This is a genomic window from Stenotrophomonas sp. CFBP 13724, from assembly GCF_014841975.1.
In the GTDB taxonomy this organism is placed as follows: Bacteria; Pseudomonadota; Gammaproteobacteria; order Xanthomonadales; family Xanthomonadaceae; genus Stenotrophomonas; species Stenotrophomonas lacuserhaii.
In genome coordinates this window covers 179,751-200,540 of sequence record NZ_JACYUW010000005.1, presented here as the reverse complement: position 1 = coordinate 200,540, position 20,790 = coordinate 179,751, and the positions used below count along the sequence as shown (strand labels likewise).

At 65.9% G+C, this 20,790-nt stretch carries 22 protein-coding genes and 2 tRNA genes; 13 read left to right on the top strand and 11 right to left on the bottom strand.

Annotated elements, in window-relative coordinates; genetic code table 11:
• Nucleotides 1-121: 121 nt before the first annotated feature.
• Both speD and sugE read left to right on the top strand, forming a co-directional pair.
• The gene (speD, locus tag IFT63_RS17035; RefSeq protein ID WP_042614283.1) at nucleotides 122-916 is read left to right on the top strand and encodes an adenosylmethionine decarboxylase; all 795 of its coding nucleotides are present in this window, start codon (nucleotides 122-124) and stop codon (nucleotides 914-916) included.
• A gap of 163 nt (nucleotides 917-1,079) precedes the next feature.
• Nucleotides 1,080-1,400 carry a quaternary ammonium compound efflux SMR transporter SugE gene (sugE, locus tag IFT63_RS17030; protein ID WP_042614284.1) on the top strand — a complete coding sequence of 107 codons (321 nt, stop codon included), beginning with the start codon at nucleotides 1,080-1,082 and terminating at the stop codon, nucleotides 1,398-1,400.
• A 33-nt stretch (nucleotides 1,401-1,433) separates the two neighbouring features.
• Here the strand turns inward: sugE and coq7 are convergent, their stop codons facing one another.
• The gene (gene coq7 / locus IFT63_RS17025) at nucleotides 1,434-2,078 is read right to left on the bottom strand and encodes a 2-polyprenyl-3-methyl-6-methoxy-1,4-benzoquinone monooxygenase (protein WP_042614285.1); all 645 of its coding nucleotides are present in this window, start codon (nucleotides 2,076-2,078) and stop codon (nucleotides 1,434-1,436) included.
• Nucleotides 2,079-2,274: 196 nt separating this feature from the next.
• Between coq7 and rplM the strand changes: the two genes are divergently transcribed.
• On the top strand, nucleotides 2,275-2,703 hold the full coding sequence (gene rplM, locus IFT63_RS17020; RefSeq protein ID WP_042614286.1) for a 50S ribosomal protein L13: 429 nt from the start codon (nucleotides 2,275-2,277) through the stop codon (nucleotides 2,701-2,703).
• A gap of 2 nt (nucleotides 2,704-2,705) precedes the next feature.
• Complete coding sequence (gene rpsI, locus IFT63_RS17015; RefSeq protein WP_042614287.1) at nucleotides 2,706-3,098, top strand: 30S ribosomal protein S9; 393 nt, start codon at nucleotides 2,706-2,708, stop codon at nucleotides 3,096-3,098.
• 256 nt (nucleotides 3,099-3,354) lie between these two features.
• Here the strand turns inward: rpsI and IFT63_RS17010 are convergent.
• Both IFT63_RS17010 and IFT63_RS17005 read right to left on the bottom strand, forming a co-directional pair.
• Nucleotides 3,355-3,429: transfer RNA gene (locus tag IFT63_RS17010), tRNA-Gln, on the bottom strand.
• A 51-nt stretch (nucleotides 3,430-3,480) separates the two neighbouring features.
• Nucleotides 3,481-3,557 (bottom strand) — tRNA-Met (locus IFT63_RS17005).
• Between the two features lie 120 nt (nucleotides 3,558-3,677).
• Between IFT63_RS17005 and IFT63_RS17000 the strand changes: the two genes are divergently transcribed.
• The 3 genes from IFT63_RS17000 (at nucleotide 3,678) to bfr (ending at nucleotide 5,191) form a co-directional block, all read left to right on the top strand.
• The gene (locus IFT63_RS17000) at nucleotides 3,678-4,292 is read left to right on the top strand and encodes an RNA pyrophosphohydrolase (RefSeq protein ID WP_101099320.1); all 615 of its coding nucleotides are present in this window, start codon (nucleotides 3,678-3,680) and stop codon (nucleotides 4,290-4,292) included.
• Between the two features lie 116 nt (nucleotides 4,293-4,408).
• The gene (locus IFT63_RS16995; RefSeq protein ID WP_042614303.1) at nucleotides 4,409-4,618 is read left to right on the top strand and encodes a (2Fe-2S)-binding protein; all 210 of its coding nucleotides are present in this window, start codon (nucleotides 4,409-4,411) and stop codon (nucleotides 4,616-4,618) included.
• 102 nt (nucleotides 4,619-4,720) lie between these two features.
• Nucleotides 4,721-5,191 carry a bacterioferritin gene (bfr, locus tag IFT63_RS16990; protein ID WP_042614289.1) on the top strand — a complete coding sequence of 157 codons (471 nt, stop codon included), beginning with the start codon at nucleotides 4,721-4,723 and terminating at the stop codon, nucleotides 5,189-5,191.
• Between the two features lie 43 nt (nucleotides 5,192-5,234).
• Here bfr and IFT63_RS16985 read toward each other — a convergent pair whose 3' ends face one another.
• From IFT63_RS16985 to IFT63_RS16975, 3 genes are read right to left on the bottom strand one after another with little or no spacing between them, the layout of a single operon-like run.
• Complete coding sequence (locus IFT63_RS16985; protein ID WP_192085224.1) at nucleotides 5,235-7,421, bottom strand: ATP-binding protein; 2,187 nt, start codon at nucleotides 7,419-7,421, stop codon at nucleotides 5,235-5,237.
• Nucleotides 7,422-7,479: 58 nt separating this feature from the next.
• Nucleotides 7,480-9,345 (bottom strand): EAL domain-containing response regulator, encoded by a 1,866-nt coding sequence (locus IFT63_RS16980; protein WP_042614290.1) that lies wholly within the window; start codon nucleotides 9,343-9,345, stop codon nucleotides 7,480-7,482.
• A 28-nt stretch (nucleotides 9,346-9,373) separates the two neighbouring features.
• Nucleotides 9,374-9,988 carry a DUF4126 domain-containing protein gene (locus IFT63_RS16975; RefSeq protein ID WP_042614305.1) on the bottom strand — a complete coding sequence of 205 codons (615 nt, stop codon included), beginning with the start codon at nucleotides 9,986-9,988 and terminating at the stop codon, nucleotides 9,374-9,376.
• A 220-nt stretch (nucleotides 9,989-10,208) separates the two neighbouring features.
• On the opposite strand from IFT63_RS16975, the gene IFT63_RS16970 reads away from it, so the two are divergent.
• The 5 genes from IFT63_RS16970 (at nucleotide 10,209) to ampE (ending at nucleotide 13,717) form a co-directional block, all read left to right on the top strand.
• On the top strand, nucleotides 10,209-10,952 hold the full coding sequence (locus IFT63_RS16970) for a DUF6776 family protein (protein ID WP_192085194.1): 744 nt from the start codon (nucleotides 10,209-10,211) through the stop codon (nucleotides 10,950-10,952).
• A 4-nt stretch (nucleotides 10,953-10,956) separates the two neighbouring features.
• Entirely contained in the window at nucleotides 10,957-11,427 is a 471-nt protein-coding gene (locus tag IFT63_RS16965; RefSeq protein ID WP_042614292.1) for a polymer-forming cytoskeletal protein, read from the top strand.
• A gap of 31 nt (nucleotides 11,428-11,458) precedes the next feature.
• Entirely contained in the window at nucleotides 11,459-11,848 is a 390-nt protein-coding gene (erpA, locus tag IFT63_RS16960; protein ID WP_042614293.1) for an iron-sulfur cluster insertion protein ErpA, read from the top strand.
• 70 nt (nucleotides 11,849-11,918) lie between these two features.
• Nucleotides 11,919-12,830, top strand: a complete 912-nt coding sequence (gene nudC / locus IFT63_RS16955) for an NAD(+) diphosphatase (RefSeq protein ID WP_042614294.1) — start codon at nucleotides 11,919-11,921, stop codon at nucleotides 12,828-12,830.
• Nucleotides 12,830-13,717 (top strand): regulatory signaling modulator protein AmpE, encoded by an 888-nt coding sequence (ampE, locus tag IFT63_RS16950; protein WP_042614295.1) that lies wholly within the window; start codon nucleotides 12,830-12,832, stop codon nucleotides 13,715-13,717. The genes nudC and ampE overlap by 1 nt, the downstream gene beginning before the upstream one ends.
• Before the next feature lie 48 nt (nucleotides 13,718-13,765).
• Here ampE and IFT63_RS16945 read toward each other — a convergent pair whose 3' ends face one another.
• The 5 genes from IFT63_RS16945 to yccS all read right to left on the bottom strand — a co-directional run bounded on the left by IFT63_RS16945 (nucleotide 13,766) and on the right by yccS (nucleotide 19,677).
• Nucleotides 13,766-14,191 carry a DUF2752 domain-containing protein gene (locus tag IFT63_RS16945; RefSeq protein WP_042614296.1) on the bottom strand — a complete coding sequence of 142 codons (426 nt, stop codon included), beginning with the start codon at nucleotides 14,189-14,191 and terminating at the stop codon, nucleotides 13,766-13,768.
• 46 nt (nucleotides 14,192-14,237) lie between these two features.
• Entirely contained in the window at nucleotides 14,238-14,516 is a 279-nt protein-coding gene (locus IFT63_RS16940) for a CD225/dispanin family protein (RefSeq protein ID WP_042614297.1), read from the bottom strand.
• 33 nt (nucleotides 14,517-14,549) lie between these two features.
• Complete coding sequence (locus IFT63_RS16935) at nucleotides 14,550-14,840, bottom strand: CD225/dispanin family protein (RefSeq protein WP_042614298.1); 291 nt, start codon at nucleotides 14,838-14,840, stop codon at nucleotides 14,550-14,552.
• Nucleotides 14,841-14,993: 153 nt separating this feature from the next.
• Nucleotides 14,994-16,880, bottom strand: a complete 1,887-nt coding sequence (locus IFT63_RS16930) for an MFS transporter (protein WP_192085193.1) — start codon at nucleotides 16,878-16,880, stop codon at nucleotides 14,994-14,996.
• A 598-nt stretch (nucleotides 16,881-17,478) separates the two neighbouring features.
• Complete coding sequence (gene yccS, locus IFT63_RS16925; RefSeq protein ID WP_192085192.1) at nucleotides 17,479-19,677, bottom strand: YccS family putative transporter; 2,199 nt, start codon at nucleotides 19,675-19,677, stop codon at nucleotides 17,479-17,481.
• Between the two features lie 250 nt (nucleotides 19,678-19,927).
• Here yccS and IFT63_RS16920 point away from each other — a divergent pair, with 250 nt between their 5' ends.
• Nucleotides 19,928-20,704, top strand: coding sequence for a serine protease (locus tag IFT63_RS16920; protein ID WP_192085191.1), 777 nt, complete (start codon nucleotides 19,928-19,930; stop codon nucleotides 20,702-20,704).
• Nucleotides 20,705-20,790: the final 86 nt, after the last annotated feature.

The window sequence follows — 20,790 nt, the reverse complement described above, 5'->3', positions numbered from 1 at the left end:
TAGCGGAGCGCAAATGTTAAGAGCAAACAATTAGCTGTTCACGGCAGCCCGTTCAGGTCCCCCCTCGGGGAACAATTGCCTCATAATTGATCCTTTCCCCGCTCTTACAGGATCGCCGCCCGTGGTCAAGCCGTTGCCTCGCCTGAGGTTGCAAGGTTTCAACAACCTCACCAAGGCGCTGAGCTTCAACATCTATGACGTCTGTTACGCCCGCACCGAAGAGGAGCGTCAGCGTTACATCGACTACATCGATGAAGAGTACAACGCCGACAGGCTGACTCAGATTCTCACGGACGTCGCCGAGATCATCGGCGCGAACATCCTCAACATCGCGCGCCAGGATTACGATCCGCAGGGTGCCTCGGTGACGATCCTGATCTCCGAAGAGCCGGTGATCGACAAGAAGCAGGCCGGCAAGGAGTTGATTTCCGACGCCGTGGTCGCGCACATGGACAAGTCGCACATCACCGTGCACACCTATCCGGAAACGCACCCGCAGGAAGGCATCGCCACCTTCCGCGCCGACATCGACGTGGCCACCTGCGGCGTGATTTCGCCGTTGAAGGCGCTGAACTACCTGATCGAGAGTCTGGAATCGGACATCGTGATCATGGATTACCGCGTGCGTGGCTTCACCCGTGATGTGAAGGGCAAGAAGCACTACATCGATCACAAGATCAACTCGATCCAGAACTTCCTGGCCAAGAACATCAAGTCGCGTTACGAGATGTTCGACGTCAACGTCTATCAGGAAAACATCTTCCACACGAAGATGCACCTGAAGGACTTCGACCTGGACCAGTACCTGTTCGAAGAGAAGGCCAAGAACCTGTCCTTCAAGGAACGCATGAAGATCGAGGCGCTGCTGCGCCGTGAAATCGAAGAGCTGTTCCACGGGCGCAACCTGTCCGAGTGATACCGGCAGGGTCCTCCGGGGCCGTGCTTATGAAGGCGGGACGTCCCGCCCCGTGGAACCGCGATCTGCGCAGATCGGCGTTTCACGGCAGTTGACCGACCCACGGCCCGGTGTGAAGACACCGGGCCGTTTTGTTTTCGTTTAGAAAGTTGAGGAGCACCCCATGCCTTGGATCTATCTGCTGCTGGCCGGCATCTTTGAAATCGGCTTCGCCATCGGCATGAAATATTCCGATGGTTTCAGCAAGCCGTTGCCGACCGTTGCCACCGTGGTGGCCGCGTTGATCAGCCTGTTCCTGATGAGCCAGGCGATGAAAACCATCCCGGTCGGTACCGCCTACGCCATCTGGACCGGCATCGGCGCGTTGGGCGTTGCGGTGCTGGGCATCTTCCTGTTCAACGACAGCGCCTCGCCGGCCCGGCTGGGCTGCGTGGCGCTGATCGTGGCCGGTGTGATCGGCCTGAAGCTGGTTTCCACGCCCTGACCCCGGTTTATTGGAGCCACGCTCGGCGCCGCCTCACAACCGGTACGCGATCGTCTTCATCACCTTCGATGCCAGCGCCATCGCGCCGGGAATCGGGAACGGCAGTCGGCGCGCACCGGCCTGCTCAGCGTGCTCGGCATGCCGGGCTTCGTCTTCCTTCATCACCTTGATCACTTCGCGGCTGCGCAGGTCGGCTGGCGGCAGCGTCTCAAGGTGCTCGTCCAGGTGGGCTTCCACCTGGCGTTCGGTCTCCACCACGAAGCCGAGGTTCCAGCCGTCACCGCGCAGCCCGGCCAGCGTGCCGATCGCATAGCTGCCGGCGTACCAGACCGGATTGAACCGGCTGGGGCGGCTGTCCAGTTCCCCCAGGCGGATCGCGCACCAGGCCAGGTGGTCGGTTTCTTCCTGCGCCGCCTCCAGCAGGTGGGCGCGGGTTGCCGGATCCCGGGCGACGGCCGCCTGGCCGAAGTACAGCCCCTGCGCACAGACCTCGCCGACATGGTTGATCCGCATCAGGCCGGCCGCATGCCGTCGCTCGCCCGGGCTCATGCCGGGCTCGGCCGCGTCGGTGGCCGGGTAGGGGCGTTCTGCCGGCGGATTGCCGAACACCGTGTCCAACGCACGCTGTGCCTCGGTCAGCAGGTGATCCAGCGGGGTGGTCTGGCGGAGCGCGCTCATGGTGGGGCCGGTGACGTCAGGGGATCCCTAATTCTCGCCGCCCGGCGCGCCCCTGCCAACCCATCGGCATGGGCGAACTTGCGCGGCGGGACGAAGCTGGGTAAAATCCCGCCTCTTGCGTTTCACCTTCACAACGCGTGGCAGAGTTCCGGCCCTCCTGGCCGCAATGAGCCCGACGACCTACATAGAGTTCTTCATGAGCACTTTCACCGCTAAGAACGAGACCGTCCAGCGCGACTGGTACCTCGTTGACGCCGAGGGCAAGACCCTGGGCCGTCTCTGCACCGAGCTGGCCCGCCGTCTGCGTGGCAAGCACAAGCCGGTCTACACCCCGCACGTTGATACCGGCGACTACCTGGTCGTCATCAATGCAGAAAAGATTGTCGTCACCGGCAAGAAGCTGCAGGACAAGATGTATCACCGTTTCACCGGCTACATCGGCAACCTGAAGACCGAATCGCTGGCCCAGGCGCTTGAGCGTCACCCGGAGCGCGTGATCGAGATCGCCGTGAAGGGCATGCTGCCGAAGGGTCCGCTGGGTCGCCAGATGTACCGCAAGCTCAAGGTCTACGCAGGCACTGAGCATCCGCACGCCGCACAGCAGCCGCAGGTTCTGGATATCTAATCATGGCTATCACTCAAAACTACGGCACTGGCCGCCGCAAGTCCTCCACTGCCCGCGTGTTCCTGCGCAAGGGCTCTGGCAAGATCACCGTCAATGGTCGTCCGCTGGACGAGTTCTTCGGTCGTGAGACTGCGCGCATGATCGTGCGCCAGCCGCTCGAGCTGACCAAGAACACCGAAAGCTTCGACATCCTGGTCACCGCCGCTGGCGGCGGCACCACCGGCCAGGCCGGTGCGATCCGCCTGGGCATCGCCCGCGCGCTGGTCGAGTACGACGAAACCCTGAAGTCCGAGCTGCGCAAGGCTGGCTTCATGACCCGTGACGCCCGTGAAGTTGAGCGTAAGAAGGTCGGCCTGCACAAGGCACGTCGCGCCACCCAGTTCTCCAAGCGCTGATTTGCCGCGCCTGGCGTGGGGCCTTTCGGGGCCCTGCTGGGAGGAAAGCAAAAACCCGGCTTCGGCCGGGTTTTTGTTTGCGCGTTGTTTGGGTTATTGACCCTGCGTGTCGAGCAAGCTCGACACTACGGGACCCCATCCGGAATAGAGCCCCCTTGTTGTTCAAGGGGGGCGCGCCAACGGCGCGGGGATAAGGTGAAATGCGCGCCCAAATACTAAAAAAGGCCTGATCAAAGATCAGGCCTTTTTTAGTATTTGGCTGCCCCGGATGGATTCGAACCACCGAATGCCTGAGTCAGAGTCAGGTGCCTTACCGCTTGGCGACGGGGCAAAATAGGTGAAGCAATTGTCTCACTTTCCAAGTCGAAAACCAACCTCGACATGGTGGCTATGGGTGGACTCGAACCACCGACCCCAGCATTATGAGTGCTGTGCTCTAACCGGCTGAGCTACATAGCCTTGTGTGAGCCGGCTATTCTGGGCATGTGTACGAAACATGTCAATAGTTTTGTGTGCTGCTTGTGGGCCGACAGACGGCATGGGATAGTCCCTGTCAGTAGATTTCTAGGAGTCCGCATCGTGATCGATCCGGACGGCTATCGACCGAACGTCGGCATCGTGTTGATGCGCCAGGACGGTCAGGTGTTCTGGGCACGTAGAGTGCGCCGGGATGGCTGGCAGTTCCCACAGGGCGGCATGAACACCGATGAGACGCCCGTCGAGGCCATGTATCGTGAACTGCAGGAAGAGACCGGCCTGCTGCCCGAACACGTTGAAGTGCTCGGTGCTACCCCCGGTTGGCTGCGTTACAAGCTCCCTGCGCGCGCGATCCGCCGCAATGAGCGACAGGTGTGCATCGGCCAGAAGCAGGTCTGGTTCCTGCTGCGCCTGACCGGTGACGAGTCGCACGTGCAGCTGGACCTGACCGAGACGCCCGAGTTCGACAACTGGCGCTGGGTCGATTTCTGGTATCCGGTCGAGCACGTGGTGATGTTCAAGCGCGGTGTGTACGCGCGTGCGTTGCGCCACCTCGCACCGATGGCGCGGGGCGTTGCCGGCGCAGGGGTGACGCAGATGCCGACGGGTGCGCAGGAAGCCTGGATGCCGGGGCATGCGGCAGGCCACGATCGGCCGCGCAAGCGTCCGACCAAGCGCGGTTACTGGCCCAAGAAGGTGCAGGGCGATCCCACCTGATGATCGTCCCAGGCTGAACTCCATCGAGAATGATTCAGCTTGTCAATTGACAACCATTCGCGTTTGAAGTGGAATATCGGCAGGCCAGCATCGGCCTGCCAGCACCGGCCGCCCTCGTGTACGTCTGCATCTGCAACGGAGTCACCGACCACCAGATCCGCGAAGCCGCGGTGGATGGCTGCATGACGGTGGCCGAACTGACGATGCGGACCGGCTGCGGCGCTACCTGCGGGTCCTGCCTGGACATGGCCGGCGACCTGCTGGCCAAGGCACGCAACACCCACGACCTGCCCCTACCGGTTCTCGGCGGCCTGCAGGCCGCCTGAGCGCCTGCGCCGCAACGCGCAACTGAGCACGATTCGCGTTCCTTCATCGCCGGCGCAAAGCCGCTACAGTGCCTGCGTTTTCAGCGTGCAGGAGCACCCCTCATGAAAGGCGACGCCAAAGTCATCCAGTACCTCAACAAGGTGCTGTACAACGAACTGACTGCGATCAACCAGTACTTCCTGCACGCCAAGATGCTGAAGAACTGGGGCATCAAGGAACTCGCCGAGCACGAGTACAAGGAATCGATCGAAGAGATGAAGCATGCCGACATGCTGTCTGATCGCATCCTGTTCCTTGAAGGGCTGCCGAACTTCCAGGCGCTGGGCAAGCTGCGCATCGGCGAGAATCCGTCGGAAATCCTGCAGTGCGATCTGGCGCTGGAAAGCGAGGCGGTCGAGGTATTGCGCGAAGCGGTGGCCCATGCCGATTCGGTTGGCGACTACGTCAGCCGCCAGCTGTTCACCAAGATCCTGGATTCCGAAGAAGAGCACATTGACTGGCTGGAAACCCAGCTGGAACTGATCGGTCGCCTTGGCGAGCCGAAATACCTGCTCAGCAAGCTGGAAGACTGAGCGGGGGCATGGGTGCCGACCAAGGTCGGCACTACGGTCGGCACTACTGCCGCTGCCAGCCGGCCAGTGCCATGCGTGCACGCGCGAACTCGGCGACCACGCGCGCGGCGGCGACTACCGGCATCTGCAGCGTGCCGTTGCGCGCCTCCAGTTCGATGCGCCGCGCAGCAGAGGACAAGGCCATCGCGCCGACATTCGCACTGGATGACTTAAGGCTGTGCGCCAGTGCGCGCAGCTTTTCCTGATCGTCTTCCTGCGCCGCCACCTGCAGCTGCTGCACCGCGATCGGTGTGTCATGCAGGAACGCGTCGATGATCGCCTGCGTGCTCGCCCCGATCACCTCGTGCAGTTCATCCAGCACGGTCGGGTCCAGTGCGGCCTGCGAAGCTTCCGCATCCTCGTCCGCTGCCACCAGCTGGTGCTGCGCTTCGGTGCTGCCAATGTCCTGCGCGCCCAGGGTCCAGCGCTTCAGCATGCTTCGCAACGCCGAAAGTTCAACCGGTTTGGACAGATAGTCATCCATGCCGGCCTGCAGGCAGCGCTCACGGTCACCGGCCATGGCATTGGCGGTCATGGCGATGATCGGCATCCGGGGGCGGGTGGATGTTGCTTCCTGCGCGCGCCATTGGCGGGTGGCGGCGTAGCCATCCAGCACCGGCATCTGGCAGTCCATCAGCACCACGTCGATACCCCCTGCGTGCAGTTCACCCAGCGCCTGTTCGCCATCGTGCGCGGTGCGCACCGTGCAGCCCATCACTTCCAGCACGCGCTCGGCCACCATCAGGTTGACCATGTTGTCTTCCACCAGCAGCACCCGCAGGTCCAGGCGGTCCGGCGTAGTGGCAAGGGAGGGAGGCAGCGTTGCATCGCCAAGCAGCGCCGCAGGCCGCGCCGAGCGCGTTGCAGCCGGCACCAGCACCGCGTGCAGCGCCGCGTCGGCCTGCAGTTCATCCACCCAGTGCTGGCCGTTGCGTGCGGGTGCGTTGCCCAGGTGCAGCCACAGCACCTGGGGTGCTTCCGTACCGCGTTCTGCGAGCGCCCGCTGCACGGACGCATCGCCGTTGCGCAGCAGGCGTCCATCGACCACCAGCCAGGCCAGTGCACGGGTCGTCGCGCGGACGGCCTCCAGTGCCAGCGCCAGCGTCTGCACGGCCTGCACCTGCAGGCCATGCTGCGCGCCGACGCGCTGCACGCGCTGCTGCAGCAAGGGGTCGTCGCTGAGCAGCAGCAGGTTGCCCAGTTCCGGGCCGTGCCCGCTGCGGGTGTCTCCCAGCGCCTTCAACAGCGGGATCTCGAACCAGAACGTGGCGCCTTGGCCGGGCGCCGAATGCACGCCGATCTGGCCCTGCATCAGCTCGATGATGCGGCGGCAGATCGCCAGCCCCAGGCCGGTGCCACCGTACATGCGCGTGGTGGACGCGTCGGCCTGGCTGAAGGACTGGAACAGGCGCGACTGCTGTTCCTGGTCGATGCCGATGCCGGTGTCGACGACCTCCAGACGCAGTTCGTGCCGGAACGCGGTCTCGCCCAGCCGGCGCACCTTCAGCGTGACCTGGCCGCGGGCGGTGAACTTGATCGCGTTGGCCAGCAGGTTGCCGAGTACCTGGCGCAGCCGCACCGGATCGCCGCGAACCGACAAGCGCACGGCAGGGTCCAGCTCCAGCACGATGCGCAGGCCCTTGGCCTCGGCCGCACGCTGCATCAGCTGCACCACGCCTTCCAGCAGTTCGCGCAGGTTGAAGGTGGTGGTCTCCAACACCAGTGCATTGGCTTCCAACCGCGAGTGATCGAGGATGTCATCGACGATGCGCAGCAACTGCTGCGAGCTGGTGACCGCGGTGCCCAGCATCTGCCGCTGCTCCGGCTCCAGGCTGCCGCGCCCGATCAGGTCGAGCATCGGGATGATGCCGTTGAGCGGCGTGCGGATTTCATGGCTCATCGTGGCCAGGAACTCACCCTTGGCCAGCACCGCTGCTTCGGCGGCCTGCTTGGCCAGCAGCAACTGCTGCTCCAGCTGTCCCTGCTGCTCGTGCAGCCGTTGCAGGCGCTCCAGTTCCTGCTGCAGCTGGCGCAGGCGCTGCTCGGCCTCGGCCGGGGCTGCCCCGTGCGCACCGTGCTGCTGCGCCGCCAGCGGCCACAGCAGCAGCGCCACGCAGGCCGCTACCAGCCCCAGCCACGGCCAGGGGCCGTTCCAGCGCAGGGTTACGGCCAGCAGGCAGCCAACGCTGATGGCCGCCGCTGCCAGCCCGGCCCGATAGATCCATCGGCCCCGTCCGTGGGTCACCGGGTCAGAGCACCGCGTTGAGGAAGTCGAAATCCAGGTCGCTGCCGGCCGACTGCACCATGTTGCCCTGGATGAAATCCACGCCGCCTACCCACATCGCCGCCGCGGCTTGGGGATCTTCGATCTGCTGGCCGATGATGAGCAGGTTGGCGCGGTGCGCCACGTCGATCGCAGCGCGCATTTCATCGCGCGTCTGCGGGTTGGCGTGGCTGCTGGAGAAACGTCCTGCCATGCGCACGAACGACAGCGGCAGCTGGGTCAGCAGGGCATTGGCCTCCGGCCCGGGTTCGAACTGGCTCAGGCAGAAGCGCACGCCCAAGGCACTGACCCGCGTGCAGAACTGCTGCAGGGTGACGGTGTGGATCAGTGCATCGGGCAGGCGCACGTCGACCACCAGTGCACTGCCGTCCAATTGCCGCTGCTGCAGCGATTCGATCAGCCAGTCGGCGAACGCATCGCGCGCCAGCGTGCGCAGCGACTGCGATACGAACAGATGCAGTGGCGGAGTGGCATGGCGGTAATGGTCGAGCAGGCCCAGCGCATGGTCGATCACCTGCTGATCGAGGTCGGCGATGCGGCCAGCCGCCTCGGCGGCAGGTATGACCTGGCCGGCGGTCAGCACGCTGCCATCGGCCTGGCGCAGCCGCAGCAGGACCTGGTACTGCGCGTTGCCGCCACCGGCCACGGCGACGATCGGCTGGTAAGCCAGTTCCAGCTGGCCGTCCAGCATCGCCAGGTGTTCATCGCTGCTGGTTTCTTCGTGCGGCACGAACCCGGCTACACCGGCGGTCAGCAGGCGTGCCTGCAGCGTGGTGCGCTCGATCGCCTCCAGCGCGCTGCCGACGTCCGGGAAGCCCGGCGACAGCGCCGCGAAACCGATCACCCCGCGCAGGTGCACCGATTCATCGTCGCGGATCACGAAGGCACGGCTGGACAACTGTTCGCGCAGCGACTGCGCGGTGGCGTCCAGCTGCTCTTCGTCGACGCCGCGTGCCAGGGCAAGGAAACTGTTGTCGTTCAGGCGCGCCAGCAGGTGCGGCTGTGCGGCTTCGGCCAACCGTTGCCCAGCCTGCACCATCAGGCGCTCGAAGGCGGCATAGCCATAGCGCTCGCGCAGGCCCAGCGCGCTGGCGATTTCAATGAAGAACAGACCGCCGCGGTCGCGGTGGCCGAGCGCGGCAGACAGCTGCTGCAGCAGGTGGTGGCGGGTCGGCAGCCCGGTTTCCGGGTTGTTGAGCAGCGGACCGCCGCGGTCACCGGTCTGCGCTGCCGCCTGCGCACGTGCGCGACGGATGCGGTTGGAGACCGCCGCGATCAGGTGGCGCGGGCGGATCGGCTTGCTCAGGTAATCATCGGCGCCGCTGTCGAGGACTTCGAACTGGCGTTCCGGATCGGGATCACCGCTGAGGAACACGATCGGCAGCATCTGCAGGCCGGGCAACTGGCGGATCATCGCAGTGAGCCGCATGCCATCCAGGCCGGGCAGGTGCAGGTCCATCAGGATCAGGTCCGGCGCATGCTCCTTCAGGGCCGGCTGCACGCTCTCCGCATCGCCCACCACGATCGCTTCCATGCCGGCGCCATGCAGCACGCTCTGTGCGAACAGGGCCTGCGCCCGGTCGTCTTCCACCACCAGGATGCGATACGGCGCGTCGCTGGGGAGGAAGCCGGTTGGTAGATCGTCCTGTGCATCCGCGGCGGTGTGCAGCGGCGGTGGGGTCGCACCGGGCAGCGCGATGACATTGTCGTCTGCCGCAGCCGTCGTCGCAGCGCTGGACGGCGCCTGCGAAGGCACGCTGGCCCAACGCTGCCAATGATCGGCGGGCGGGGTTTCTGCACGCGCGTTGCGTGGCGGGTGGGTATCGTTCACGGAGTCGCCGGCAGGGGGAGTAGGGGGATTATGCGGCAGGCCCGGTGCGGGGCGCGTCGCGATCGTTACCGGCCAGCCAGCGCATTCCTCTCCAGAGCGCGCGCCATACCAGCCAGACAGTCAACGCGCCGGCCAGGCTGCAGGCCAGCACCACGCCCAGCGCAAGCCAAGGATGGGCCAGTGCCAACGCAAGCCCGCCGACCACCACGGTATCTTCGGCCGCCGAGGCAACCCAGTTGCTGGCCGGTTCGGGCGAGGTATTGAGCAGTGCGCGGGTGCCGGATTTCAGTCCGTGGCTGGCCAGCGCGACGCCCGCACCGGCCAGCAGCGTGCCGGTGCCGAGGTCCCCGTCAGGCGACAAGGTAGCGGCGGCGAGGAACGCGCCGGCCGGCACGCGGGCCAGGGTCTGCAGCAGGTCCCATGCCGAATCCACGCCGGGGATCTTGTCGGCGAAGAATTCGGCGACGGCCAGCACCGCCGAGGTGCCCAGCACCCACCACGATTCGGTGGCCTGCAGGGCCGGTGGCAGGTCGACCCAGCCCAGCAGCCCGGCCAGACCCACGCCGAACACGGTGAGGTAGACACGGATGCCGGCCAGCCAGGCCAGCAGGATGCCGATCACGAACAGGTGGGCGTCGGTCATGGCGAAGGCTCCGGTCAGCGAGGTGGACATGCCTGCCGCGGGTAGCCGGCCAGCACGAACGGCACGTTCGAAGGCTGCACTATCGGCGATGGAGAGGCTGAACGCCACAGCTGCGCTCATGGACGGCCGCCGGTGTCACCTGCGTCCTGAATTACAATGGCCCGACTGATCCGCCGAGGCCGAGCCTGCATCGCACTGACCGATGCTCCGGAGACCTGCCATGAACAACCGTCCGCCTTCGCGCGTCCAGATCCGCATGCCCGGCCAGGCCGCGGGGCCGCATGACCGTCGCCGTCTCTGGGTGCTGGCTGCCGGCGCCATAATCGCGCTGCTGCTGGCCGGCCTGCTCGGCTTCTGGCTGGGTCGTCCGGGCGGTGAAGTAGGCGATACCCTGGAAGGCGCGCAGCAGCGCGCCGAAAGCCTGCAGCAGCAGCTGGTCGAACTGCGCCAGAAGCAGGCCACGCTGGAAGCCTCCGACCGCATCAGCCGGGCAGCCAACAACGAGGTGCAGGCCTCGCTGGCCGAGCGTGATGAGGAGATCGCCGGTCTGCGTGCCGATGTCGCGTTCTATGAACGGCTGGTCGGCGCCACCAGCCAGCGCAAGGGCCTCAACACCCATTCCATTGAGTTCCGCCCTGAAACGGCGGGTACCTGGCAGTACAGCGTGGTGCTGACCCAGAACCTCAACCGCGGCGCCATCAGCCAAGGGCAGATGCGCTTCACCGTGGAAGGGGTGAAGAACGGCCGGCTGGCCACGGTCAGCTGGGATGAGCTGCACCAGCGCAGCAACGTGCCGGGGCAGGAGTATTCTTTCCGGTACTTCCAGCAGCTGGGCGGCAGCGTGATCCTGCCGGCGGACTTCACCCCGCAGCGGGTTAAGGTGACACTGGGAAGTGGGACGGGGGGTTCCACGCAGGTATTTGACTGGAAACAGGCCGGGGCACCGGCCGCGAACGGGGAGTAGGCAGATGTTTGGAAGCAGCAAGTCCAGCCGTGACGGACAGCTGGTGGTCGATGCATTGATCGGCAGCCAGGTGGTGATCCGCGGCGACGTCGAATTCAGCGGTGGCCTGTACGTCGAAGGCCGTATCCACGGCAAGGTCATTGCCCAGGAAGGTGCAAGCAACGCCAACATCACCCTGGCCGACAATGGCGTGGTGGAAGGCGAGATCCGCGCCCAGGTGGTGGTCATCAGTGGCCGCATGGACGGCGACGTGCACGCCAGCGAGCGGGTTGAACTTACCCCTAGCGCGCGGGTGAACGGCAATGTTCATTACCAGGTGGTCGAAATGGCCGCCGGCGCGCAGCTGAATGGGCGGTTGATCCACGCCAGCGCTCCGATGGCCGCGCTTCCGCCGCCGGAAGGTGCTGCCGACGAGGCGGGCACCGGCAAGGGCGATACCGCCGCGCGCCGCAAGCTGGCCGAGGCCATGGCTTGAAAGCCGGTGCGGGCGGCCCCATGCTGACCGCATGAGCACGCTGATTTCACTACCCGGTACCGCCGAAGCGGCGCCGGGCTACCAGTCCCTTGACCGCCCGTTGAACTTCACCGAGTCCGCTGCGGCGAAGGTGCGCGAGCTGATCCAGGATGAAGGCAATGCCGAACTGGCGCTGCGCGTCTACATCGAGGGCGGTGGCTGTTCCGGCTTCCAGTACGGCTTCGAATTCGACGAGAACCGCGCCGAGGACGATCTGGCCGTGCAGACCAGCGGGGTCACCCTGCTGGTGGATCCGTTGAGCCTGCAGTATCTGATGGGCGCTGAGGTGGATTACACCGAGAGCCTGACCGGTGCGCAGTTCGTGATCCGCAATCCGAACGCCAAGACGACCTGCGGCTGCGGTAGCAGTTTCAGCATGTAAACGGCTTCCGGCAGCACTTCGCGTGCTGCCGAGGCTTGCCAGCAACCGTCCATCCGGGCAGGCTTGCCGCATGTCTACCCCTCTTTCGCCGCTGTCCGGTTTTTCCTTCGTTGGTGAGCCGCTCGAGCGCGCCGATGCCCTGCGTGCCGACGCCGATGCCCTTGCGCGTCTGTGGCCGGATGCCCGCCTGCTGGTGCTGGACCGCGACGGCACCGCGTTCACCGGCGCCGATGACCAGCCATTGCCGTTGACCGGCGCCGATATCGGTGGAGGTCCCGGCACCGCGGTGTTCCTCGGCCTGCGCGGCGATCAGGCGTGGTTCTCCGTCGAAGCCTCCGTGCTTGACGTGGCCGCGCCCGGGCGCATGGACCTGCGCCAGGCCGCGCTGTCCTGGTCGGTGGCCGATGCCAGCGCCTTCAGCTACGCACGTGGAATGTCGTACTGGCATTCGCGCAACCGTTTCTGCGGGGTGTGCGGCGGCGATGTGCGCTTCGAACGCGGCGGCTTCGTCGGCCGCTGCCAGCAGTGCGCGGTGGAACATTACCCGCGCGTGGATCCGGCGGTGATCGTGGCGGTGGAAAACCGCGGGCGCCTGCTGCTGGGCCGCCAGGCCAGCTGGGCCCCGCGGCGTTATTCGGTGCTGGCCGGCTTTGTCGAACCTGGCGAAATGCTCGAGCAGACCGTGGTGCGCGAAGTGTTCGAGGAGAGCAAGGTACGCGTCCGCGCCTGCCAGTACCTCGGCACCCAGCCGTGGCCGTTCCCCGGTGCCCTGATGGTCGGTTTCAGCGCCCAGGCCGACGATGGCGAACCGGAAGTGGACGGTGAGCTGGAAGACGCGCGCTGGTTCACCGCCGAAGAAGTGGGCGCGGCGATCGCGCGCGACGTGCACGACGACGGCGAAGGCATCCGACTGTCGCCGCCGATCTCCATCTCCCGCAGCCTGATCGAACACTGGTACCGGCAGCAGCCTGGGAGCGCCTGATGTTCACCACGCTGGTCGCCGTGCTGGTCGCCCTGGCCCTTGGCCATGTTGCGCCAGCGGCTGCCGCAACGCTGCGCCGATTCGATGGCTTCCGACGCTGGCTGGGATGGCTGGACTTGCACGCCGGCCCGTCCGGGCGCGGTCCGCTCGGGGTCGTCCTGGCGGTGCTGCCGCCGGTGCTGCTGCTCGGGCTGCTGGCGTGGTTGCTGCGCGGCACGCTGTTCGGCCTGCCATCGCTGTTGCTGGGCATTGCCGTGCTGGCGTGGTGCTGGGGTCCGCGTGACCTGGACCGCGATGTCGAAGCGGTCATCGACGCCGACGAACCGGCGCTGCGCCACGCTGCCCTGCACACCCTGCAGGCGGCCGGTGGCAGCCTGCGTGATGACCTGCCTTCGCTGGTCGATGCCACCGTCTACAACGCGCTGCGGCGCTGGTTCGCGGTGCTGTTCTGGTTCCTGCTGCTGGGGCCGGCCGGTGCGCTGGGTTACCGCCTGCTGGCCCTGATGTCGATCAGTCCGATGCGCGCGCGGGTGGCGCCGGAAACGCTGCTCGCTTCGCAGCGGGTACTGGGGTGGCTGGAATGGCCAGTGGCCCAGTTGATGGCGTTGTCGATGGCGCTGGTGGGCAATTTCGATGCCGCATGGAAGGCATGGCGGCAGGCCCATGGCGAACGCTGGCGGCATGACATCGGCTTCCTCGGTGCGGTGGCGCGGGCCAGCGTGAATGCCGAACTGCGCGAAGAAGCACACGACTACACCGAAGCCGGCCTGCTGCCGGTATGGCAGCGCCTGCCGGAACTGCGCGATGCGATGAGCCTGGTCTGGCGCATGCTGCTGCTGTGGCTGGCGGTGCTGGCGCTGCTGGTGATTGCCGGCTGGGTGACGTAGCGCGGCGGCAAAGGCGTGACGACCAACGGTCGTCACCCACCGGGGGAATCAGCCCGGTGCCAACCCGGTGAACGGCGCCCACGGCAGGTTGCGCAGCACTGCATAGCCCACCAGCACGATCAACCAGAACATCGGCTTGGCCAATACGCGCATCAGCGGGTCGAACAGGCGCGGACGGACGCCGGCGCCATTGAGCAGCATCAGCAGCAGCAACGGAAGGCTGAGCACCAGCAACGGGTTCATCGCCATCGCGCCGGGCAGGTCGAAATGCACGAGGGAATAAAGGCAGCGCGTACTGCCGCAGCCAGGGCAATAGAGCCCGGTCAGCGCATACAACGGGCAGGAGGGCAGCGGATTGCCCGCGGCGTAGGGATCGACGTTGTGCAGGACCAGCGTGGCGCCCACGGCGAGCGTGGCCACGGTTGCCAAGGGCAACCAGCGTTGCAGCGAAGGCGGGAGGGTGGGCACGGGCATGGCGGAAAAACGGGACCCGGCGCGATGCCGGGTCCCGTCAGGCAACTCAGTAGCCGCTGTTGCTCAGCGCGCCCATGCCACCCAGGGCAACGACGAAGATCGCGTACAGCACGATGACCACGACGCCGGCGATTGCCGCCCACATGGCGAACTTCTTGGCTTTGTCCGAGGCCTCGCGGGCGCCGGCGATATCGCCGGCAGCGACCTTGCCGTTGACCTGCGCGGCGAAGACGATCGACACGATGCCCAGCGGCAGGCAGCAGAACAGCGTGCTCAGGATGGCCCACACGAGGTGGTTCGGGATCTGCGGGGTGGTGGCATTCATTGCATAAGCTCCTTGCGGGTGGATGGTGGTGACTCAGTTACCGGAGAGCGCGCCCAGCGCGGCAATGCCGCCGAACAGCCCGAACCACAACAGCAACAGGACCGGCAGCGCAGCAGCCGAAGCCACTGCCCACCACCCCGCCTTGCGCGATGCCTCGTGCGCACCCACCAGGTCACCGGCAGCGCGGCGGCCATCAACCTGGGCGGCATAGACGATCGACACCACACCCAGCGGCAGGCAGCAGAACAACGTCGACAGGATCGCCCAGACCAGATGGTTGGGGATGTAGACCGACGAGGTGCCGATTGGCGGTGGGTGATTCAAGTACGAGACTCCATTCCTTGGTGGCCGGCGATTGCGTGGCGTGCCGGTGCGCCCCCCTGTGGCTGGGTAATCTACAGCAACATGCGTCATCTGTATGCGGTTTCGGCACGAATGCTGGAAACGCTTACAGGCTCGCCAAACGGACTCGTCAGCTCAGGCGTGCTCGCCGCGCAAGGTGCGCACCCGTGCTTCCAGCAACTCGGCGGTAGCGGTGCTGCCCTCCACCGGCGGCGCGGCCACCACGTCGATGGTGGCGCGGAAACGGCGCGGCACGCGCATGCGGCCGAGACGGCTGTCGCGCCGGCTCCACATGCTGCTCCACATGCCGCGCAGGGCCATCGGCACCACCGGTACCGGGCGCCGTTCCAGGATCTTTTCCACGCCGCTCTTGAAGGCGCCCATCTGCCCGTCGCGGGTCAGCGCGCCCTCCGGGAAGATGCATACCAGCTCGCCCTCGGCCAGCGCCGCGTCGATCTCATCGAAGGCGCGCAGCATCAACGCACGGTCCTCCTTGGCACCGGCGATCGGGATGGTCTTGGCGGTGCGGAAGATCCAGCTCATCACCGGGATGTTGAAGATGCGGTAGTACATGACGAAGCGCACCGGACGCGGGATGCTGGCCGACAGGATCAGCGCGTCCAGGTAACTGACGTGGTTGCAGACGATCAGCGCTGCGCCTTCATCGGGCACGTTGGCCTCGATGCCGTGCGGGCGCAGGCGGTACAGCGTGCGCACCATCAGCCAGCTGAGGAAGCGCATCAGGAACTCGGGCACGATGGTGAAGATATAGATCGCCACGAGCGCGTTGGCGATGGCCAGGCCCAGGAACAGCTGCGGGATGGTCACCCCGGCCGCGTGCGCAGCCAGCCCGATCCCTGCGGCGGCCACGATGAAACCGGAGTTCTGGATGTTCAATGCGGCGAACACGCGCGACATCTCCGACTTCGGCGTGCGGCTCTGTATCAAGGCGAACAGCGGTACCACGAAGAAGCCGGTGAACAGGCCGATGCCGAGCAGGTCGAGGATGATGCGCAGGCTTCCGGCATGCTGCACGAAGGCCGTCACGGACAACCCCTGCGCGGTGGCTTCACCGGCGCGGGCGAAGTACAGGTCGAGCAGGAAGGCGGTCATGCCGAAGGCACCCAGCGGCACCAGGCCGATTTCCACCGTGCGGCCGGACAGCTTTTCGCACAGCAGCGAACCCACGCCGGTGCCGATCGAAAACAGGGCCAGCGCGAAGATGTACAGCGTGGGCTCGCCGCCCAGGTTGGTGATGGCATAGGTCGGCAGCTGCGACGTCAGGATGGTGCCGACGAACCAAAACCAGGAGACGCCGAGAATCGCGTTGCGCACCGCCTTCTGTTTCTTCGCCATGCGCAGCACGGCCAGCGATTCGGGCAGGGGATTCCAGTTGATCTTCAGGTCCGGCGCGCCGGCGTCGACCTTGGGGATCATCCGCGCGCAGACATTGCCGAGCACGGCCAGCGCGATCACCGCGGTGGCCGCGACGGTGGGTCCCTGGCTGCCGGCCAGGGTGAAGATCAGGCCACCGACGATCATGCCGGTCAGGATGGACATCGAGGTGCCCATCTCCACCAAGCCGTTGCCGCCGGTCAGCTCTTCCGGCCTGAGCACCGACGGCAGCACCGAGTACTTCACCGGGCCGAAGAGGGTGGATTGCAGTCCGGTGCAGAACAGCGCGATCAGCAGTAGCGTCATGTTCTGGGTGAGGAAGCCGGCTGCGGCCAGCGTCATGATCACGATCTCCATGGTGGTGGTGATCACGATCAGCCGCGATTTCTCCAGCTTGTCGGCGATCTGCCCGGCCAGTGCGGAGAACAGGAAATACGGAAGGATGAAGATGGCCGGTGCCAGGTTGGTATACAGCGTGCGTTCTTCATCGGAGACACCGAGGTAGAACAGCAGGCCGATGATGGCCTGGCGGTACACGTTGTCATTGAACGCGCCGAGCGACTGCACGATGAAGAACGGCAGGAAGCGGCGTTGGCGGAGCAGGGCGAACTGGCTGTGGCCTGACATGGAAACTCCCTTCGGACCGGCGAAGCCTAGCATTCGCGCGGGTGAGGGTGTTTGCCTGCGGCAGGCTTCAGGCAAGGTCAACGTCAAGTTCAACGTCAGAAGCTGCGGGGCTGCTTGTTGGCGGGGCGGGGTGGGTTTGCGGGAATCGCCGTGAATCCGTCCATGGAGGCTCGCCATCCGCATCCATGCGGATGAGCGTTCCCGCCAACCCACCCCGCCCCGCCTTCGACAGGTCCATGGTGGTCCCTTGGTAGCGCCGACCCATGGTCGGCGGATGGTGCGGGAATGGGGTCTGATGGATTCCGCCGACCATGGGTATGCCGGTCGTCCTGACCGGGGCACCCTGCGGGCCGTCGCAGGCGACGTTGGCAGCGGCTCCTGCCGCTGCCTTCGGCGCTACCGCTTTTTTTCTTTTTTTCTACGCGGGTGGCGGCCACCGGAACCTGTCAGGGGGTCGGGCGGGTGGGGTCTGCAGGACGCTGAGCCGCATGGATGCGGCGATGCAGCCTACATGGACGTACTTGCGGCGTGTCCTGCAGATCCCAACCGCCCGGCCCCAACCAGCTGCAGCTCTGAACCAGCCACCCGCGAGGGGGGCTCACCCGTTCGCAGTCCGCTCCCGCACCGGCCCCTGCACCGCCTCATCGGCCGCCCTGCGCAGCTTCGGCAGCAACCGCAATGCCAGCGCCACCTGCGTGCGGATCAACTGCAGCTTCGGGGGCATCGCATCCTCAAACTGCTCCAGTTGCGCTGCAATGCCGCGGTCACCCTCGCCGTCATCCTCTACGATCGGCTGGCGTTCGGCCAACGCGGTGGCCAGCTGCTTCAGTGACTGCTGCACGCGTTCGCCGGCGGACAACGCCAGCGGATCCTGGGCGAAGCTGTCGACCTGGTCGCGATGCGCGCCCAGTGCGGACAGATGGCCCAGTAGCGTGTTGGACAACGCCAGGAAGCGGAAGCTCGCATCGAGGTTGCGGCGGACATGGCCCGGCTCGCGCAGCATGTTCGACAACGCCGTGGACAGTGCTGCGTCCGCGTTGTGCATGTCACGCCGGGCGATGCGGTAGGCAAGGTCATCGCGCATGCCGCTGCGGTACTGGCCCAGCACCGCTTCCAGGTAGCGCGCGGCACTGTCCAGTACGCGCGCCAGCACCTTGTTGAGCTGGCGTCCCTGCCAGTCCGGCAGGATCAGGAAGGCCGCAGCGGCGGCGATCGCACAGCCGAGCACGGTGTCCACCATGCGCGGCACGATCAGCAGGAAGCCATCGCCGATCAGGTTGAAGCAGGTCAGCGCCATCACCGTGATCGCGCCGGAGGCCACCAGGTAGCGGTCGGTACGGGTAAAGAAGAACAGCAGCGCAGACAGCAGCGCGATCAGCAACTGGCTGTGCAGGTCCTGGAACAGCTGCAGCAACGCCCAGGTCAGCACCAGCCCACCCAGCGTGCCGGCGATCCGCTGCGCAAGCCGTTGCCGGGTAGCGCCGAAGTTCGGTCGGCACACGAACACGATGGTCAGCAGGACCCACGAACCGTTCTGGAAATTGAACAGCGAGATCGCGGCGAAGCCCACGACCAGTGCGATGGCCATGCGCAGGCCATGGCGGAACAGCACCGAGCCCGGGGTCAGCTGCTGCCGCAGGCGCGTGGCCATCTCGCGCAGCGTGTGCGGATTGTTGTCGCGCAGCCGGGTGTCGACGTTGTCCAGCGTGGCGTCCGAATTCTCGGCGTCCAGCAGGCGGCGGCCGATGCTCTGCAGGTTGTGCACCAGCAGGTCCAGCGAGGCCAGCAGGCGGCGCCACTGCGGACGATCCTGCGCGCGCAGGAAGGCCAGCGAATCGACCAGATCGCGTGCCGCCTGCTGGTTGCTGTCGCCGTATGCGAAGGGGCGACGCACGCGGATCGCCTCGCCCAGGCGGGCGCACGCCTGGCCCTGCAGGTCCAGCAGGCGCTGGCAGCGGTACAGCACGTCGCTGTGGAAGAATGCATCCACCAGCGCCCCGTACGGATAGTGCGAGGAGCTGGCGCGCTCGTGGAAATCCTGCGCGGTGTAATACAGGCGCAGGTACAACCCGGAGTTCACCGCCGGCCGTCCAGAGCGGCCGAAGCGGGCCAGGATGGCGGTCTTGGCGATGTTCAGCGCCTCGACCACGCGGCGGTTCTGTTCGGCAAGCGCCAGCTGCCTGCGTTGCAGGTCGGCCTCGCGCACCGGTTCGAACAGGGTGGCCTTCAACTGCAGGTAGCGGCCCAGTTCGACATACAGCCGGGCCACCCGTTCGCGCACCGGGCGGTTGGCGAACAACGCGGTCCACAGGATCGACAGCAGGCCGTACCAGGTCGCGCCTGCCAGCAGGTGGCTGACTGCGTCCAGCGCCGTACGCCAGTCACCGGCGCCATGCTGTTCCAGCCCGATCATGGTGTAGATGGCCAGGGTCACGGTGGCCTGGGCAATGGAGGCGTAGCGCTCACCCAGTCCGCCAAGCAGGGTCAGGCAGAAGGTGGACAACGCCAGCGCGCTGATGAACACCCACGGCAGCGGGAACAGCCACACCACCGCAGCGGCGGCGATGCAGAAGCACAGCAGTGAAAGCACTACGGCCTTGGTACGACCCCAGGCGTTGTCATCGGTTTCGGCGATGGCGCTGGCGATGATGCCGAGGAACACGCCGGGCAGTGCGGGCAGCGCGTCGAAGTGCCAGCACACGGCCATCGCCGTACTCAGGGCAATGAAAACACGCAGGCCATAACTGGCCTTCTCGTGCGCCCACAGGCGGCTAAGACGGGATTCGCGGGCAGACATGCGGGCTCGTTCACAGCATCAGTCCCCATTATTGCGGCACCTGTGTGAAAAAAGGGGACGGAGGGGCTTGATGATCCGGTCAATGCGTCAGTGCCGCGTTCCAAGCGGAGACGCCACCACCTCCCGCTCCGGTGCGAGGACTCGACTGACGTTGAAAATCAAGTGCGCCTGCGCCGTCCGCTGCCGTGTCCGCCGCCATTGGCCGCTTGGCAACCACGTACCCTCAGGGGCTCAACAGGAGGATGAATCCATGCACGTCCAAGCAGGTTGCCTGAAGATGGTACTCGCCGCTGCCCTGCTCGTCGTGGCAGGACCGTCCGCGGCGGGTACGATGATCCCGTTTGTCGACGGAGGCCGTCCGGTGCCGGATGGTGAACTGCCTTTCCTTGTCGATATAGAAGCCAGAAGCCTGGGTTCTCAGGCTTGGCTGCATGGCTGTGGTGCGTCGATGATCGCCGACGACCTGGTCGTCAGCGCGGCTCACTGCTTCTTCAATCCGCAGACCGGTCTCCCCCACGAGGGTGTGGAGTGGCGACTGGTGTTTGATCGCACCGACCGCTCGCAGCCTGCCGACCAGGCGGTAGAAGGCGCCGGCTTCAGCATGGTGGCGCATCCGCGACGGGATGTTGTGTTCATCCGGCTGCACGCCGCACGCGAGGGCGCCGCCACGGCACGTCTGCCCCCGGTGGGCGTGACGCCGCCGGCCGGTCTGGTCGCGACACTGGCGGGTTGGGGTTTCACCGAGAATGAGGTCATTCCGGACCGCTTGCACAGCGTCGAGTTGCCGATTGTCGCCCCGGAGCTGTGCGACGTGCCCTATGAGCATCACAGCAAGCAACAGGGTGAATTTCCCCGGCTCTGCGCCGGCAGTCCCGGCAAGGGCTCCAGGGCGGGGGACAGCGGCGGGCCCCTGTTCACCCGCGATCCGCAAAGCGGTGCGTTCGTCCTGCGTGGCATCGTAAGCGGCGGACGGCCCGGCTACCCGGGCGGCTACGTCAACCTTGCCGATCCGGACCTCTGGGAGTAACGCTGGCGCGCATCTCAGCAAAAAGGGGACGGAGGGGATTAAGTCGTTCATGGCCCTTTACGAGCTGAAAGCGACTTAATCCCCTC

What these genes read in the sequence shown, in the direction of transcription:
- sugE (WP_042614284.1), top strand. Translation starts at nt 1,080, where the DNA reads ATGCCTTGGATCTATCTGCTGCTGGCCGGCATCTTTGAAATCGGCTTC.
- coq7 (WP_042614285.1), bottom strand. Translation starts at nt 2,078, where the DNA reads ATGAGCGCGCTCCGCCAGACCACCCCGCTGGATCACCTGCTGACCGAG.
- rplM (WP_042614286.1), top strand. Translation starts at nt 2,275, where the DNA reads ATGAGCACTTTCACCGCTAAGAACGAGACCGTCCAGCGCGACTGGTAC.
- rpsI (WP_042614287.1), top strand. Translation starts at nt 2,706, where the DNA reads ATGGCTATCACTCAAAACTACGGCACTGGCCGCCGCAAGTCCTCCACT.
- bfr (WP_042614289.1), top strand. Translation starts at nt 4,721, where the DNA reads ATGAAAGGCGACGCCAAAGTCATCCAGTACCTCAACAAGGTGCTGTAC.
- IFT63_RS16975 (WP_042614305.1), bottom strand. Translation starts at nt 9,988, where the DNA reads ATGACCGACGCCCACCTGTTCGTGATCGGCATCCTGCTGGCCTGGCTG.
- IFT63_RS16970 (WP_192085194.1), top strand. Translation starts at nt 10,209, where the DNA reads ATGAACAACCGTCCGCCTTCGCGCGTCCAGATCCGCATGCCCGGCCAG.
- IFT63_RS16965 (WP_042614292.1), top strand. Translation starts at nt 10,957, where the DNA reads ATGTTTGGAAGCAGCAAGTCCAGCCGTGACGGACAGCTGGTGGTCGAT.
- erpA (WP_042614293.1), top strand. Translation starts at nt 11,459, where the DNA reads ATGAGCACGCTGATTTCACTACCCGGTACCGCCGAAGCGGCGCCGGGC.
- nudC (WP_042614294.1), top strand. Translation starts at nt 11,919, where the DNA reads ATGTCTACCCCTCTTTCGCCGCTGTCCGGTTTTTCCTTCGTTGGTGAG.
- ampE (WP_042614295.1), top strand. Translation starts at nt 12,830, where the DNA reads ATGTTCACCACGCTGGTCGCCGTGCTGGTCGCCCTGGCCCTTGGCCAT.
- IFT63_RS16945 (WP_042614296.1), bottom strand. Translation starts at nt 14,191, where the DNA reads ATGCCCGTGCCCACCCTCCCGCCTTCGCTGCAACGCTGGTTGCCCTTG.
- IFT63_RS16940 (WP_042614297.1), bottom strand. Translation starts at nt 14,516, where the DNA reads ATGAATGCCACCACCCCGCAGATCCCGAACCACCTCGTGTGGGCCATC.
- IFT63_RS16930 (WP_192085193.1), bottom strand. Translation starts at nt 16,880, where the DNA reads ATGTCAGGCCACAGCCAGTTCGCCCTGCTCCGCCAACGCCGCTTCCTG.
- yccS (WP_192085192.1), bottom strand. Translation starts at nt 19,677, where the DNA reads ATGTCTGCCCGCGAATCCCGTCTTAGCCGCCTGTGGGCGCACGAGAAG.
- IFT63_RS16920 (WP_192085191.1), top strand. Translation starts at nt 19,928, where the DNA reads ATGCACGTCCAAGCAGGTTGCCTGAAGATGGTACTCGCCGCTGCCCTG.